The sequence below is a fragment of the Sphingomonas alpina genome (genome assembly GCF_014490665.1).
GTDB lineage: Bacteria > Pseudomonadota > Alphaproteobacteria > Sphingomonadales > Sphingomonadaceae > Sphingomonas > Sphingomonas alpina.
The window spans coordinates 3,825,231-3,839,985 of sequence record NZ_CP061038.1 but is presented as its reverse complement, the minus strand read 5'-3'; the positions used below and the strand labels follow the sequence as shown (position 1 = coordinate 3,839,985).

Annotated in this window: 14 protein-coding genes; 4 read left to right on the top strand and 10 right to left on the bottom strand. The window is 64.1% G+C overall.

The features are described 5' to 3' along the window. Window positions 1–97 precede the first annotated feature (97 nt). The 9 genes from H3Z74_RS17860 to H3Z74_RS17820 form a co-directional block, all read right to left on the bottom strand. Window positions 98–745 carry a molybdopterin-binding protein gene (locus H3Z74_RS17860; protein WP_229727098.1) on the bottom strand — a complete coding sequence of 216 codons (648 nt, stop codon included), beginning with the start codon at window positions 743–745 and terminating at the stop codon, window positions 98–100. Then, window positions 721–1,362, bottom strand: a complete 642-nt coding sequence (locus tag H3Z74_RS17855) for a MoeA family protein (RefSeq protein ID WP_187760923.1) — start codon at window positions 1,360–1,362, stop codon at window positions 721–723. Before H3Z74_RS17855 ends, H3Z74_RS17860 begins: the two co-directional genes overlap by 25 nt. After that, window positions 1,355–1,897, bottom strand: coding sequence for a molybdenum cofactor guanylyltransferase (locus tag H3Z74_RS17850; RefSeq protein ID WP_187760922.1), 543 nt, complete (start codon window positions 1,895–1,897; stop codon window positions 1,355–1,357). Before H3Z74_RS17850 ends, H3Z74_RS17855 begins: the two co-directional genes overlap by 8 nt. Further along, window positions 1,894–2,676, bottom strand: coding sequence for a formate dehydrogenase accessory sulfurtransferase FdhD (gene fdhD, locus H3Z74_RS17845; RefSeq protein ID WP_187760921.1), 783 nt, complete (start codon window positions 2,674–2,676; stop codon window positions 1,894–1,896). The genes H3Z74_RS17850 and fdhD overlap by 4 nt, the downstream gene beginning before the upstream one ends. Beyond that, a complete protein-coding gene (locus tag H3Z74_RS17840) occupies window positions 2,673–2,966 on the bottom strand; it encodes a formate dehydrogenase subunit delta (RefSeq protein ID WP_187760920.1) in 294 nt (97 codons plus the stop codon). The genes fdhD and H3Z74_RS17840 overlap by 4 nt, the downstream gene beginning before the upstream one ends. Then, window positions 2,963–5,806, bottom strand: coding sequence for a formate dehydrogenase subunit alpha (gene fdhF / locus H3Z74_RS17835; protein WP_187760919.1), 2,844 nt, complete (start codon window positions 5,804–5,806; stop codon window positions 2,963–2,965). The genes H3Z74_RS17840 and fdhF overlap by 4 nt, the downstream gene beginning before the upstream one ends. Window positions 5,807–5,810: 4 nt before the next feature. Further along, window positions 5,811–7,274 carry an NADH-ubiquinone oxidoreductase-F iron-sulfur binding region domain-containing protein gene (locus tag H3Z74_RS17830; RefSeq protein WP_187764384.1) on the bottom strand — a complete coding sequence of 488 codons (1,464 nt, stop codon included), beginning with the start codon at window positions 7,272–7,274 and terminating at the stop codon, window positions 5,811–5,813. Window positions 7,275–7,294: 20 nt separating this feature from the next. Beyond that, the gene (locus H3Z74_RS17825) at window positions 7,295–7,723 is read right to left on the bottom strand and encodes a formate dehydrogenase subunit gamma (protein WP_229727097.1); all 429 of its coding nucleotides are present in this window, start codon (window positions 7,721–7,723) and stop codon (window positions 7,295–7,297) included. Between the two features lie 157 nt (window positions 7,724–7,880). After that, complete coding sequence (locus H3Z74_RS17820) at window positions 7,881–8,786, bottom strand: LysR family transcriptional regulator (protein WP_187760917.1); 906 nt, start codon at window positions 8,784–8,786, stop codon at window positions 7,881–7,883. An 804-nt stretch (window positions 8,787–9,590) separates the two neighbouring features. Here H3Z74_RS17820 and H3Z74_RS17815 point away from each other — a divergent pair. Then, window positions 9,591–10,277 (top strand): DUF5343 domain-containing protein, encoded by a 687-nt coding sequence (locus tag H3Z74_RS17815; RefSeq protein WP_187760916.1) that lies wholly within the window; start codon window positions 9,591–9,593, stop codon window positions 10,275–10,277. Then, on the top strand, window positions 10,274–10,867 hold the full coding sequence (locus H3Z74_RS17810; protein WP_187760915.1) for a Swt1 family HEPN domain-containing protein: 594 nt from the start codon (window positions 10,274–10,276) through the stop codon (window positions 10,865–10,867). The genes H3Z74_RS17815 and H3Z74_RS17810 overlap by 4 nt, the downstream gene beginning before the upstream one ends. An 11-nt stretch (window positions 10,868–10,878) precedes the next feature. On the opposite strand, the gene H3Z74_RS17805 is transcribed toward H3Z74_RS17810, so the two are convergent. Beyond that, window positions 10,879–11,583, bottom strand: a complete 705-nt coding sequence (locus H3Z74_RS17805) for a hypothetical protein (RefSeq protein ID WP_187760914.1) — start codon at window positions 11,581–11,583, stop codon at window positions 10,879–10,881. Window positions 11,584–12,568: 985 nt separating this feature from the next. Between H3Z74_RS17805 and H3Z74_RS17800 the strand changes: the two genes are divergently transcribed. Together H3Z74_RS17800 and H3Z74_RS17795 are read left to right on the top strand one after the other, a co-directional pair. Further along, the gene (locus H3Z74_RS17800; RefSeq protein ID WP_187760913.1) at window positions 12,569–13,726 is read left to right on the top strand and encodes a GNAT family N-acetyltransferase; all 1,158 of its coding nucleotides are present in this window, start codon (window positions 12,569–12,571) and stop codon (window positions 13,724–13,726) included. A gap of 24 nt (window positions 13,727–13,750) precedes the next feature. Continuing rightward, window positions 13,751–14,674 carry a cupin-like domain-containing protein gene (locus H3Z74_RS17795; RefSeq protein ID WP_229727096.1) on the top strand — a complete coding sequence of 308 codons (924 nt, stop codon included), beginning with the start codon at window positions 13,751–13,753 and terminating at the stop codon, window positions 14,672–14,674. Window positions 14,675–14,755: the final 81 nt, after the last annotated feature.

Sequence of the window (14,755 nt, the reverse complement as noted above, 5' to 3'; positions counted from 1 at the left end):
AACTATCTGATATATAATGAATTATAAGACATCGGCCGAAGCGGTGGCGGAAGAGATATGGGACATTACTGGTGTCCCATATCTCTTCCGCCGCCCTTCAGTCCCTTCCGCACAACCAGAGCTGCTGTGCAGATGTCTCGCTATTCTCCAGATTGGCGGACAATCCATAGCAACGGACCAGCGAACGCCCCGCCGGGGCGAGATCGACCGACAGCCAGCAATTCGCCGCAAGCAATGAGCGCATCCTATGCGACTGTTGCTCCGGCAGGACCTCAATGCCCGATTGGTCGCGCCGTGCCCTGAGGAATAATGTCGTGCCCGCGCGGCCCGGCACGTCGACGCTGACCGGTTCGCCTGTCTCCGGTGGACGGCCCAGCATCGCTCGGACCGCTGCCAGCACGAAAAAGCGGAAGCCGAGCAGGGCTGCGACCGGGTTGCCGGGCAAGCCGAAAAACAATGTGCCATCGGCAAAGCTGGCGAAGAGCACCGGCTTCCCCGGGCGCATCCGCACGCCGTGGAAATGAATCCGCGCGCCCATCGCGCGCAGCACGGCGGCGATATGGTCGTGATCGCCGCCGGACACCCCGCCGGTGGAGATGAGGATATCAGTCGACCCGCTCGCCAGCACGGCGCGGAATGCCCGTTCGATCTGTGCGGGATCGTCATCGACCGGCGCATGGCACTGCACTGGCAGTCCAAGACTCGCGGCGGACGCCCGGATCATCGGGCCATTGGCATCGGGAATGGTGCTCGGCGCGGATGCCCCGCCCAGCTCGTCACCGGTCGGAATGATCGAGATCCGGGGGAACGGAACACCGGCACATCGCTGACGCCATAGCTGGCCAGCGCACCGATCGCTTCCGCCGTGATCCTTTGCCCGGGCGTCAGGACCAGAGCACCGACCTGCGCATCCTCGCCCTGGCAACGGACATTCCGCCCGATGGTCTCGGGCATGTGAAAGACCAGGAAGCGCTGCCCGCTTTTCTCGATAACCCTCGCCCGTTCGGTGGTGATCACCGTGTCGCAGCCGATCGGCATCCTCGCGCCCGTACTGATCGGGTAGGCCGCGCCGGGGATCGCCGCAGTGGACGAATGGCCGGCCCGATACTCTCCGGCGATCGCCAGCGCGACCGGCATTTGCGCGGTCGCCGCTGCGGTGGCGTCCGCAGCAAAGGCGAAACCGTCCATCGCCGACGCATTGAAGCCGGGACAGTCACGCGCGGCGAACAGGTCGGCCGCCGTCCAGCGACCCAGCGCGTCGGCAAGCGGCACGATCAGCTCGACTGGTGGCGGCGCCGATGCCGTGACGATCGCGCGCGCCTCGTCGAACCCCGGCTTTGCGTCATCGCCGCGCTCAGTCACGCGGGAATGTCCGTGCGAGCAGCGACAAATCGTCCGGCGTGTTGATGTTGGGCAAGTCCTCGGCCAGCGACAGCACCGCCGCCCCGACCTCGGTCGCCCAGCCACGCATCGATCGCCGGCGGTCGCTGGCGAGGAAAATGTCGAGTTGGTCGGCGAGGTCGGCAGGCCACAGGCCGATGATCGGTATCGCCTCGACATAGGACGGGCATCCGCTCGCCCGGAGCCGTTCGGCCAAATCCGGCGGCAGCACCGGCATGTCGCACCCGACCGTCATCACCGCCGGATACCCTTGTGCGCGCGCATGATGAAGCGCGGCGTTGAGCCCGCCAAGCGGGCCAAGGTCGGGAAGCGGCCGGTCCGGTATCGCCGCGATGTCGCCGGCGCGCCCGACCAGCACCATGCTATCGACTTGCGGCGCAAGCGCGGCGACGACGCGATCGATCAGGCTTTGTCCGGCAAGCAGCGCGACCGCCTTGTCCGACCCGAACCGCTGCGATCGTCCGCCGGCTAGGATCGCGCCGAGCAACCGCGTCATGCGGCGACAACCAGCGCGGCATCGGGCCGCGCCAGAACGACGAGCCGGACCCCCGCCGCGCGCGCTCGCTCGACGGCGAGCGTGGTCGGTGCGGAAATCGTGACGAGCATCGGACAGCCGGAGAGCGCGGCCTTTTCGACCAGCTCATAGGAGCAACGCGATGACAGCAAGGCAAAGCCCCCATCCCAATCCTCGCCCGCGCGCGCCATCGCGCCGATCAGCTTGTCGAACGCGTTATGCCGCCCGACATCCTCGCGGACGGCAACGATCGTTCCATCCGGCCGGCATTGCGCGGCGGCATGGACCGCGCCGGTTTCCCGGTTGAGCGGCTGCAGGTCGCGCAAATGGGCGAGCGCGGCGAAGATCGCTGCCTCGTCCGCCTGGCTCGCCGCGGTGATGACGGGCAGGGGGCGCAGCGCCTGTTCCAGATTCTCGATCCCGCACAGTCCGCAGGAGGAATCGGATATGCGGTGGCGGACGCGGCCAAGCAATGTTTCGGTGCGCGTTGCGGCCAGGGTGATGCGCAGGATATGACCGGCGGGCGAGGGATGGTGATCGATCGCGAGGATCTCGCTCGGCTCTTCCACCAGCCTTTCGCTGAGCGCGAAGCCGATCGCGAAATCCTCCAGGTCGGCCGGGCTCGCCATCATCACCGCATAGCCGATGCCGTTGAATTCGACCGAGACCGGCGCCTCGATCGCCACCGCACGCACGACATCGTCATGTCCGCCATCCGGCGTGATCCGGTCGAAGGAGACCGGCCGGGTCGCCTCGCTCATCCGGCGTCTGATGGAGGCACACCGTCCGCGCCGACGGCGAAGTCGGTGGCGGGAGTCTGTGAAGGCGTTGTGCCCTTGTCGCGCAACATCGTGACTGCTTTCCTTGCCATGTCGTTCAGGCCATCGCCGCCCTGATCGAGATAAGCAATGATCTGCGCGCACATGCGCGGATCCCAGAAATGCCAGAGATGGTCCCAGGTCGCGGTCGCCGCGTTCGCGCCTTGCTGATGCTCCAGCTCGGTCGCGATCTGGTTCGCCATCCTGACCAGTTTGTCGATCGTCCCGCTCATTCGGCGGCGACCGTCTCGATCCGCCGCGAAAGGAGCGAGCGCGCCTCATAGCGTTCCTGCCAGTCGGTCGGGCCGTTGGAGCGCCCGACCTGCACTGCGGTCACCTTGTATTCCGGGCAATTGGTCGCCCAGTCCGAATTGTCGGTGGTGATGACATTGGCCTGAGTGCTGGGATGGTGGAAGGTCGTATAGACCACGCCCGGCGCGACCCGGTCGGTGATCAGCGCGCGCAGCGATGTGTCGCCGGCGCGGCTGACCACCGTGACCCAATCGCCGTCGAGGACACCGCGCTGCTCCGCATCATGGGGGTGGATCTCCAGCCGGTCTTCCTCGTGCCAGCGACTATTCTCGGTGCGGCGGGTCTGCGCGCCGACATTATACTGGCTGAGGATGCGCCCGGTGGTCAGCAGCAGGGGGAAGCGCGGCCCGGTGCGTTCCTCGGTCGCGACATATTCGGTGCGCACGAACTTGCCCCGCCCGCGCGCGAAACCACCGATATGCATGACCGGCGTACCCTCCGGCGCTGCGTCATTGCACGGCCACTGGATCGATCCGAGCTCATCCAGCCGCGCGAACGACACGCCGGCAAAGGTCGGCGTCACTGCGGCGATCTCGTCCATGATCTCCGAGGCATGGCCATAATGCATATCGCAATCGAGCGCGCGCGCGAGCAATTGCGTGATCTCCCAATCCTCATAGCCATTTTTCGGCTGCATCACCTTGCGCACCAGCTGGATGCGCCGCTCGGCGTTGGTGAAGGTGCCGTTCTTCTCCAGGAAAGTCGATCCGGGCAGGAAGACATGCGCGTAATTGGCGGTCTCGTTGAGGAACAGGTCGTGCACCACGACGCATTCCATCGCGGCCAGGCCGGCCGAGACATGCCGCGTGTCCGGGTCCGACTGCAAAATATCCTCGCCCTGGATATAAAGCGCCTTGAACGTGCCATCGACCGCCGCGTCGAGCATGTTGGGGATGCGCAAGCCCGGCTCATGATCGAGCTCTACGCCCCACAGGTCGCGGAACATGTCTCGCGCCGCATCGTCGGAGACATGGCGATACCCCGACAGCTCGTGCGGGAAACTGCCCATGTCGCACGCGCCCTGGACATTATTCTGCCCGCGCAGCGGATTCACCCCGACGCCGTCGCGCCCGAGATTGCCCGTCGCCATGGCCAGGTTGGCGATCGCCAGCACCGTGGTCGATCCCTGGCTATGCTCGGTCACGCCGAGGCCATAATAGATCGCGCCATTGCCGCCGGTCGCATAGAGCCGCGCCGCCGCGCGCAAATTCGCGGCCGGCACCTGAGTCATCAGCTCGGTCGCCTCCGGGCTGTGGCGCGGATCGGCGACGAACTCGGCCCAGTCTTCGAACTCGGACCAGTCGCAGCGCTCGCGCACGAACGCTTCATTGACCAGCCCTTCGGTGACGATGACATGCGCCATCGCCGTCAGCACCGCGACATTGGTGCCGGGGCGCAGCGCCAGATGCTCGACCGCCTCGACATGTGGCGAGCGCACGATGTCGGTGCGGCGCGGATCGATCACGATCAATTGCGCACCTTGGCGCAAGCGGCGCTTGAGCCGGCTGGCGAAGACGGGATGCCCGTCGGTCGGATTGGCGCCGATGATCACCACCACATCCGCCGCCATCACGCTGTCGAAATCCTGCGTGCCGGCCGAGGTGCCGAACGCGGTCTTCAAGCCATAGCCGGTCGGCGAATGACAGACGCGCGCGCAGGTATCGACATTATTATTGCCGAACCCGGCACGAATCAGCTTCTGGACCAGGAACGTCTCTTCATTGGTGCAGCGGCTCGAGGTGATGCCGCCGATCGAGCGCTTGCCGTACTGGTTCTGAATCCGGCGGAATTCCGCCGCGGTATGCGCGATCGCTTCCTCCCAGCTCACTTCGCGCCATGGATCGTCGATCGAGGCGCGGATCATCGGGTTGAGGATGCGTTCCTTGTGATTGGCATAGCCCCAGGCGAAGCGCCCCTTGACGCAGCTATGCCCGCGATTGGCCTTGCCCTCTTTCCACGGCACCATCCGCACCAGCTCCTCGCCGCGCATCTCGGCGCGGAAAGTGCAACCGACGCCGCAATAGGCGCAGGTGGTGATGACCGATCGGTCGGGCGTGCCGATTTCGACCACTTTCTTCTCGATCAGGGTCGCGGTCGGGCAGGCCTGGACGCAGGCGCCGCACGATACGCATTCGCTGGAGAAGAAATCCTCGCCCTGGCTCGCCGCGACCTTGCTGCCGAACCCCATGCCCTCGATGGTCAGCGCGAACGTGCCCTGCACTTCGTCGCATGCCCGCACGCAGCGCGAACAGACAATGCATTTCGACGGATCGAAATCGAAATAGGGGTTGGAGGTGTCCTTGGCCTGGCCCAGATGGCTCGCACCGGTATCGCCATAGCGCACATCGCGCAGGCCGACCGCGCCGGCCTGGTCCTGCAACTCGCAATCGCCATTGGCGGCGCAGGTCAGGCAATCGAGCGGGTGATCGGAGATATACAGCTCCATCACCCCGCGACGCAGTTTCTTGAGCTTCTCGGTCTGGGTCCGCACCACCATGTTCGGGGTAACCGGCGTGGTGCAGGAAGCGGGATAGCCCGCGCGGCCCTCGACCTCGACCAGGCACAGCCGGCACGATCCGAATGCCTCCAGGCTGTCGGTCGCGCACAGTTTGGGGATGCTCGTTCCCATCAGTGCAGCGGCGCGCATCACCGATGTGCCTTCGGGCACGCTGACCGGCTGCCCGTCGATGGTGATCGTCACCATCGCCGCGCCGGGGGCGGCGGGCTTGGTGCCCAGGTCGGTTTCGCCGCGCCACGCCATGACTTTACTCCGCCGCCACGGGCAGCGCCGTCGCGCCACCGAAATCTTCCGGGAAATGATCCAGCGCGCTCAGCACCGGATAGGGCGTGAAGCCGCCCAATGCGCATAGCGACCCGAACTTCATCGTGTCGCACAGGTCGCGCAATATCTCGATATTGTCGTCGATCCGCTCGCCGGCAATGATCCGGTCGACCGTCTCCACCCCGCGCGTCGATCCGATCCGGCACGGCGTGCATTTGCCGCAGCTTTCGACTGCGCAGAATTCCATCGCGAACCGCGCCATCTTCGCCATGTCGACACTGTCGTCGAACACCGTGATCCCGGCATGACCGATCAGCCCGCCTGCGGTCGCAAAGCTTTCATAATCGAACGGCAGATGAAACATCGCCGGCGGGAAATAGGCGCCAAGCGGCCCGCCGACCTGCACCGCGCGCACTGGCCGGCCACTCTCGGTCCCGCCGCCAATCACCTCGACCAGCTCGCCCAAGGTGATGCCGAACCCGATTTCATACAGCCCGCCATTGCGAACATTGCCGGCCAGCTGCACCGGCATGGTGCCGCGCGACCGGCCGAAGCCGACCGCGGCATAGGCCGCTGCGCCATTGGCCAGGATGAACGGCACCGCGGCGAGGCTCAGCACATTGTTGATCACGGTCGGCTTGCCGAACAGCCCGGCGATCGCCGGCAGCGGCGGCTTGGCGCGCACCTGGCCGCGCTTGCCCTCGATCGAATCGAGCAAGGCCGTTTCCTCGCCACAGACATAGGCGCCCGCGCCGACCCGCACCTCCAGCGTGAAGGGCGCGACCTGCGCCGCCGACCGCGCGATCGCCTCGCGCATCACCGCCACGGCAAAGGGATATTCGGAGCGGATATAGATGTAACCATGCCCCGCGCCGACCGCATGCGCGGCGATCGCCATGCCCTCGATCAGGCCATAGGGATCGCCCTCCATCAGCATCCGGTCGGCAAAGGTGCCGCTGTCGCCCTCATCGGCATTGCAGACGATGAATTTCTCCGCGCCCGGCGTATCGAGCACGGTCTGCCACTTGATCCCGGTCGGGAAGCCAGCGCCGCCCCGGCCGCGCAGCCCGCTGTCCCGGACCATCGCCACCACCGCCGCGGGCGCCAGCGCGCGGGCGGCGGCAAGCCCGGCCCAGCCGCCATGCGCGGCATAATCGTCGAGATCGATCGGATCGATCACCCCGCAGCGCGAGAAAGTGAAACGCTGCTGCGACGCGAAAAAGGACAGGTCGGCGACCTTGCCGATCCGGTTGGCATGGCTCCCGTCCAGCACGGCGCCAACCTCATCGGGCGCGACCGGGCCATAGCCGATACGCCCGTCCGCCGTCTCGACCTCGACCAGGGGCTCGATCCGGAACAGGCCATGGCTGCCGGTGCGGACCACCTCGGCGCCGGCCCGGGCGAACGCCTCGGCCACCTCATCCGCGCCGAGTGCGACCGAGGCCATGTCGCGGCTGATAAAGACCCTCACGCCGCCACCTGCGCCGCCAGCCGCTCGAGCCGGGCGCCGTCGATCCGCGACACCGGCACGCCATCGACCAGCGCATTGGGCCCGGTCGCGCACAGCCCAAGGCAATAGACCGGCTCCAGCGTCACCCGGCCATCGGCGCTGGTCGTGCCCATCGCCACGCCGAGCCGCTCGACCGCGGCGCGTTCGATCGCCCGGCCACCGCGCGCCTGGCAGCTTTCGGCGCGGCACAATTTGATGACATGGCGCCCGGCCGGCTGGCGGCGAAAATCATGATAGAAAGTGACCACGCCGTGCACATCGGCGCGGCTCAGGTTCAGCGCCTCGGCGACATGCGGCACCAGCGCATCGTCGATATGGCCGAACTCCTCCTGCAACGCATGGAGCAGCGGCAACAGCACGCCGCGCCCATCCGCCACGCCGGCCATGAAGCGGCCGATCGCCTCGCGATACGCAACCGCTTCCGCCGTCAATGCCGGGGCCGGCCGCTCGCTCTCTCTTGTCCTGCGCATATCAGGTGAAGATAGGCCCCGCTCCGGGCGTCAGGTCAAATCGACTGACTTCATGGCTGATAGAGACTCTCTATCAGCCGTCGCGATACCCACGCGGCAGCTTGATGGCATTGGCGGCGGCCAGCGCAGCCTGGGCAAGCTGGCTCGATGGCCGCCGGTCAAGCACCACCAGCCCGACCCGGCTCGCCGGGAACGGCTCGGCAAAGGGCAGCACCCGCGCCCAGCTGTCGGTCGGGATCAATGCGGTATAGCCCTTGGGCACCACCGTCGCGAACCCGCCCGCCTCGACCATCGCCAGCAAGGCGACATAGGAATCCGCCGTCGCGCCGGGATGCACCGCAAAGCCGCGCGCGGCGAGATGGGCATCGAAGATGCGCCGGTTCTGCATGCCCTCATGCAGCAGGCACAGCGGCTGGGCGAGCACCTCCGGCCACTCGACCGTGCGGTGGCCATCAAAGCCGCTGCCGGTCCGCGCCACGAACACTGCGCGCTCGGCATAAAGCGGCACGGCGATCACCTGGGTCGGCGGCTCATGATCGAGATAGGTCAGCCCGGCATCGAGCTCGAACGCCCCCAGCGCCTGCTCGATCTCACGCGAGGTCAGCGACCGCACCGACACGGTCAGCTCGGGATTGGCGGCGCGCAGCGCGCGGGTGAAATGCCCGACCATCGGCATCGACGCCGGGATCGCGCCAAGCCGCAACGCCCCATGCAACGGCCCGCGCGCCGTTTCGGCGGCCTGTTCCAGCCCATCGATCATCGCAATCGCTTGCTGCGCCCAGGGCAAAGCCGCGCGCCCTTCGTCGGTCAGCCCGATATAGCGCCGATCGCGTTCGACCAGCCGCTTGCCGAGTTGCTCTTCCAGCGCGGCGAGCCCGGCGGACAGGGTGGGTTGGGTGACATTGCAGGCGGCGGCGGCGCGCGCGAAATGCCCCTCCCGGGCGAGTGCGACGAAATATTCGAGGAGGCGGAGTTGCAAGGTGGGCTCGGGGTTTGTGGGCTTTTATAGGGGTATTCTATCGTGGAGAGGTGGATTATGGCCAATAGGCGCATCTGCGCCAGCCAGAATGGTGCTAGCCAGACCATAGATTAGCAATGCGATCCTGCGTCCAGTTTGCCAATAAAACGCCATTCTCGGAGTGCGCTGGTACTGGGACGCTCCGCGACGAGGCGTCGCGGCGTGCCCTCGCTAAACTTATCCGCAGCAAAGAGGCATCCATGCTTGCCGGATTATTAGGGTGCGGGATGCTGTGACAATCCATCAGTCGGCGTTGCCGATGACATAGTCGAACTCGTCCATCATTGGGTCAGGGTAAACATATCTGCCCCGATAGGCTCGCATTTCCCATCTCCAGTGGACCATATCGACAACCACGGTCTCCAACAGACTTCTAATCATGAAAGCCCCAGCCAGCCCGAACCCCATCTTAATGCCCGTCGGCCTATCGGGGAGCGTGTCTATTTCCTTATCGATCGCTGAGCGAGTTAGTTCAAACTGACCCTGTTCCACATGTGCCCCCTGAAGCTCCCTGTAGTTGTAGCACTAGCATGAGCTGAAGGTCGGTGACAGGTGCCTAGCTATGCTGCCCACTTGCAACAATTAAACGTCCAATTTCCGGCTCAGGGTCGATAAGCGATACTGCTGCTTCCATTTTCATCTATTCTCCCCGACTTGCGTGAGGGTGCAAGGGGTACTCCAAAATTCACGACGCGTAGCGTTTGAGTCATGACTTGTGATTCGTGACATTGTAAGACAAAATCACTTATCGAAGGGGGATTGGACTTGGCATCTGAACAAGAGGCAGCGGCTGCGCCCGCAAATTCGGAGAAGACTGCCCGCCGCAAGATTCCCGGCGGCCTTCCTTACACATCCAGCCCCGGGGTCCTCAAGCGAATATTAGAGAAGATTCCTACCTCGGAAAAGCCCGGCATTTTCAATACCGACTTTCTCGGCACCGTAATGGGCGCCACCGGCGGAGCTGCCCGTCCTATAATTCCAATTTTAAAAGCAACCGGAATTCTCAATCAGACCGGCGCGCCTACAGAACTATACGCGCAGTTTCAAACGGAGGCAGGCCGACCAGCCGCCGCGCTAAAAGCGCTTCGCAACGGATTTGCAGAGGTGTTCAGGCGGAATCAGTACGCGCACAAGGCGGAGGAAGCCGCGCTTATCGACGTCATCGTCGCGATCACTGGCCTCCCGAAGAAGGAAGGGATTGTCCGTTACATCCTAACCACGTTCCAAGCATTTCAAGATTATGCCAAGCAAGCGCGCGAAGATGCCGGAAGTGATGAGCAGGGTGAACCTGGCCAGCCCTACGACGGAGCACCATCGCCTGCAGATCAAAACGCGGGCGGCAATGGCCGCCTGCAACTCGCTTATAACATCAACGTGGTTCTACCGGAGACCACGAACGTGGAGGTCTACAACGCGATATTCAGGAGCCTCAAGGCGAACCTGCTATCATGAGTGACCACACGGTCGAATTGTTTTTGCTCAAATGCGCCGTCATCGAAACAGGGCTGCGGGCGACGCTGGCAGAGTATGACACTGGCCAACCGAATGGACTCAGTCAAGCGGATGACGAGCAGCTCGAACCCTTCATCAAACAGTTCGACCTAGCGAACCGCAAGAACGCCGCTCACATGTCCCGCTACTACGAAATATTCTACCTCCTCGAGAACGACATTCGTCGCCTCATTGTTGAGACGATGGAGGCAGCGCACGGTGCGAAATGGTGGGACACTCGCGTTCCGCCCGGTGTCCTTGAAGAGGTGCGGAAAAACCGCGAGCGCGAGGCTCAAGCTGCCGTGTCCGTCCGGTCGGAGGATGACATCGACTATACAACCTTCGGCCAGCTTGGAGACATTATCCGCGCGAACTGGTCTGACTTCGCAGGGATGCTCAGCAACCAGTCTGCTGTCTCCCGCGTGATGGCCGCACTCAACATGCTGCGAGGCACAATCGCGCACTGCGGCGTGCTTGCTGAGGACGAGGTTGACCGGCTCAAACTTGCGATCCGAGATTGGTTCAGAGTGTTAGAGGGGCCAAAGAATTGAACGGGGAGGGCTTACGGTAGGACGGGTTTTGATCCGGCGCTTGGTAACCGAGCCGCTACGGACCTGCTACGGGCCGCTACAGTAGCCGTTGGGATCGCTGCTTTCACGTTCTCCATGCGAAGGACCGGCAGGCAGAAGCTCTCGATCAGTTTCACCTGTGCGGCAATGAACTGATCGACCTCGTTCTCCGCAGGCGAAGGCCAGCCCTCCCATATGGTGCTTTCGATCTTCCGCCGAAACGCGGCGTCGGCACCTGTCTTATCTTTGTGGTTAGCATCCACATAGACTTTGACGCTCCAGAATTGGTGATTGAGCTTCTCGATGGCCTTTTCCAATTCCTCACCAAAGAAGGCACGAGCCATGGGCTGGCATTCCTCAAGCGCCCGCTGGTCGTCGCGTGTAGAGTTAAGACGATTGTAATATGCCTGCCTCGTAGCAAGGCTTTTCCGTTCGCTCTCCGGAAAGGTTTTTTCCCATTCGCCGTTCGCTTTCAGTTGCTCCTCGGCGGCATCCGTTTCGTGTCCCCACATTGCCGGGTTACGCACATAGGACAGCCCGCGCCTCACCTTGTAGGTTGCGGTGAGAATACGCTCGGCTTGCTCGATATGGCGTTCTGCCAGTTTCTGGCGCTTCCAATTGTCGAATGTTCGGGAGCCTATAATCGCAGCACCAATCACGGCGAGCGCACCGACAACTGTGCCAACGCCCTGAAGCATTGTTCCAGTCGCGGCCCAGTCAATCGTCGTTATGCAACTCATTCGCTATTCTCCTTGCGCTGTTCTATCGCGCTTCCTGCGCACAGGCCAGCAGCCACGGCGCTGGGGGAGAGCACTTGGGGTGCGGTCACCGCTGTATGTTCGCATCGTGATCGCGCGCGATGCTCAGCTCAAAAGCATCGTGAGCATAGAGAAGGAGCTGGAGCTCCCGTGGAGAAGCGCGCCACCACCACGATGGCATCGAAAATCGCCGCACACTTCAAGGGCCTCAAAACCGCCGAGCGCATTTACACAATCGAGCGTGCCATCATCGCCGCTGGGAGGAGAGCGCGAATTTACATCGATCTGCCCTACCGATTCAATCTTACCATCGCACCCTCTAGACCGACCGTTTCGTACCAATCCCGCTCTTTGACATGATGAAGATCAACCACTCACCTCCCTGTTTCAACGGAAACAGGGAGCACTCACTCCCTGTTATCTCCGAAAATCTCCCTGATAATCGATAACAGGGAGATCGATGATCAAGTCTCTGAAAATCATCCACAAATTTCCCCGAAATCTCCAACATAACAGGGAGAAAACCGCCAAAAAATTACCTCGGCAAATTAACAGGGAGAACAGGGAGATGTCCCGCTTCCTCCGGCCGCACATACTGCCCCGAACACCACATCCCGCGACACAACCACGCGACCACCCGCCACCCCTGTTCCGGCGAAAATCGACCCCTGTTATCCGCTGTTCCACCCCTGTTATCCACAACAGGGGTCACGGCCGCCAACTCACTGCAATCAAACCGGAACTCCGCCCCGAAAATCCATCATAACAGGGGTCGTCGTTTTTTTCCGGAGTATCAGGGGTAAAACAGCGGTGAACACCAACATCCCGGCCGTTCACCCGATGTAAGACCTTTGCCGTCATATCTCCGCCATGTCCGGCGCGCCCGGGTCGGATGGAGAGTGACGGTGACACCTGGATCGCGCCCGTGCGTACCGAACTGATTGCGGGCGATCCGGCACCCGGCGTTGCGGAGGCGTGGGCGGCACTGGCGGATGCGGCCGGCACGGCCAATATCTTCTACGAACCCTGGGTCGCGGGGCCGTCGCTGTTGCTGCCCGAATCCGGCGGGCTGATGCTGCTGCTTGGCTGGACCGACCTGCCTGACGGGTCGGCGCGGCTCGATGCGGTGTTACCGTTGCAGCGGCGCACTGCGCTTCGTGGCAAGGTCCGTGTCGCGCTGCAGAATTGGGAGCAGCGGGTGCGTGCGCTGGGCGAGCCGCTGATCCGCGCCGGGGAGGAGGCGGCGTTCTGGCGCTCGGCGCTTGGCACGCTGCGGGCCGCGCGCGGCAATGGCCTGTATCTGCGGCTCTCCGCGCTGATCGCCGACAGCGCCTCGACTGTGGCGCTCCAGGCCGAGCTCGCGGCGCGCGGGTTGCCGTGCGACGTCACCCGGACGCATGCCCGCGCGGTGCTGCGCAAGGGGTTGAGCGCTGAGGAGTATATCGCCACCCATATCCGCAAGAAGGTGGTGAAGGAGCATCGCCGGCTGCGCAATCGCCTGGCCGAACGCGGTGCGGCGACGGTCGACCTGCTCGCCGCCGATAGTGATCCCGGCCCATGGATCGACGATCTGTTCCGGCTCGAAATGTCGGGCTGGAAGGGCAGGGACGGCGTGGCCGCCGCCGCCAATAATGATACCGAACGCTGCTTTCGCGCCATCCTGGTCGAGGCGCACCGGCGCGGGCGGCTCGAGTTCCACCGCCTGCGCGTCGGCGATGATGTGCTGAGCCTGCTCGCGGTGATCACCGCCGGGGGCACCGCGTTCCAGCTCAAGATCGCCTATGATGAGGCCTATGGCGCCTTCTCGCCCGGCGTACTGCTCGAAATGGCCTATCTCGATCATGCGCTGGCGCCCGGCGGTCCCGACCTGGTCGACAGCTGCGCGCGCGCCGGCCATCCGATGATCGACCGAATCTGGGTCGATCGGTTGCCGGTCGTGTCGCTGGCGGTGCCGTTCGATCGCTGGAGCTCGCGGCTGGCGGTGCGGGCGCAGGGGCTGGCGCGCCGCGTCAGGGCGCGGGGCAAGGCTCGCGCGCAGCCGCCCGTTACGCTAGATCGGTCCGAAATGGACACAGATTCTTAACCACGTCCAGTCTAGGCAGTGTTCATGTCGGTCGCGCAGCTCGTCAATCAATGGGATACCACCAACCAGTGGGTCGCGCCCGACGGGCTCGCCGCGTTCGCGTCCGCTTATCCGGGCAAACCGGTGGGGGTGCAGCATCTGCTCCACGGCCATCCGCTGTTCGCGCTCGACGCGCTGGCCGATCTCGCCGCGCGGCTGCCCGCCAGCCATGTCGAGCATAGCCGCGGCGATCTGGCGATCGACCAGGACCCGGACGGGGTCACCCGCGAAGCGCTGCCGGTCGATGAGATCGTCCGCACCATTGCCGACAATGGCTGCTGGATGGTGCTGAAGAAGGTCGACGAAGACCCCGATTATGCCGAGCTGATCGATGCATGCCTGGCGGAGATCGATCCCGTCGTCCGCCCGCGCACCGGCGCGAACATGCGGCGCGAGGCGTTCATCTTCCTGTCCTCGCCCAATTCGGTCACGCCCTATCATATGGACCCGGAGCACAATATCCTGTTCCAGGTCGCCGGCTTCAAGACGATGCGCGTCTTCTCCGCCGATCGCTTCACCCTGGTGCCGCAGGTGCATCAGGAGGCGTTCCACCGCGCCGGCGGGCATCGCAACATGCGTTTCGACCCGTCGTTCGACGCGTACGGCATCGACTTCGTGCTGGCGCCCGGCGATGCGGTCTATGTGCCCGTAAAGGCGCCGCACTGGGTGCGCAACGGGCCGATGCCGTCGATCTCGTTCAGCGTCACCTGGCGCTCGCGCTCAAGCGACAATGACGCCCGGCTGCACCGCGTCAATCACCGCCTGCGCAAGCTCGGCATCGATCCGGGCCGCCCTGGCGATGCACCGCGGCTCGATGCCGCCAAGGTCGCCGCGCACCATGTGGTGAAGGGCGTGACGCGCACCTTGCGCACCCTGATGGGCAAGAAGACCGCTCGCGCCGCATATTGAGGGGGAGCGGACCTAATTACCGTTCGTGCTGAGCTTGTCGAAGCACCGTTCTTCTTCCTCTTGCGTCGGAACAAGAAGAGC

Bases quoted from the DNA above. Each gene is read 5' to 3' on its own strand.
- H3Z74_RS17850 (WP_187760922.1), bottom strand. From the start codon at position 1,897: ATGACGCGGTTGCTCGGCGCGATCCTAGCCGGCGGACGATCGCAGCGG.
- fdhD (WP_187760921.1), bottom strand. From the start codon at position 2,676: ATGAGCGAGGCGACCCGGCCGGTCTCCTTCGACCGGATCACGCCGGAT.
- H3Z74_RS17840 (WP_187760920.1), bottom strand. From the start codon at position 2,966: ATGAGCGGGACGATCGACAAACTGGTCAGGATGGCGAACCAGATCGCG.
- fdhF (WP_187760919.1), bottom strand. From the start codon at position 5,806: ATGGCGTGGCGCGGCGAAACCGACCTGGGCACCAAGCCCGCCGCCCCC.
- H3Z74_RS17830 (WP_187764384.1), bottom strand. From the start codon at position 7,274: ATGGCCTCGGTCGCACTCGGCGCGGATGAGGTGGCCGAGGCGTTCGCC.
- H3Z74_RS17825 (WP_229727097.1), bottom strand. From the start codon at position 7,723: ATGGCCGGCGTGGCGGATGGGCGCGGCGTGCTGTTGCCGCTGCTCCAT.
- H3Z74_RS17810 (WP_187760915.1), top strand. From the start codon at position 10,274: ATGAGTGACCACACGGTCGAATTGTTTTTGCTCAAATGCGCCGTCATC.
- H3Z74_RS17805 (WP_187760914.1), bottom strand. From the start codon at position 11,583: ATGCTTCAGGGCGTTGGCACAGTTGTCGGTGCGCTCGCCGTGATTGGT.
- H3Z74_RS17795 (WP_229727096.1), top strand. From the start codon at position 13,751: ATGTCGGTCGCGCAGCTCGTCAATCAATGGGATACCACCAACCAGTGG.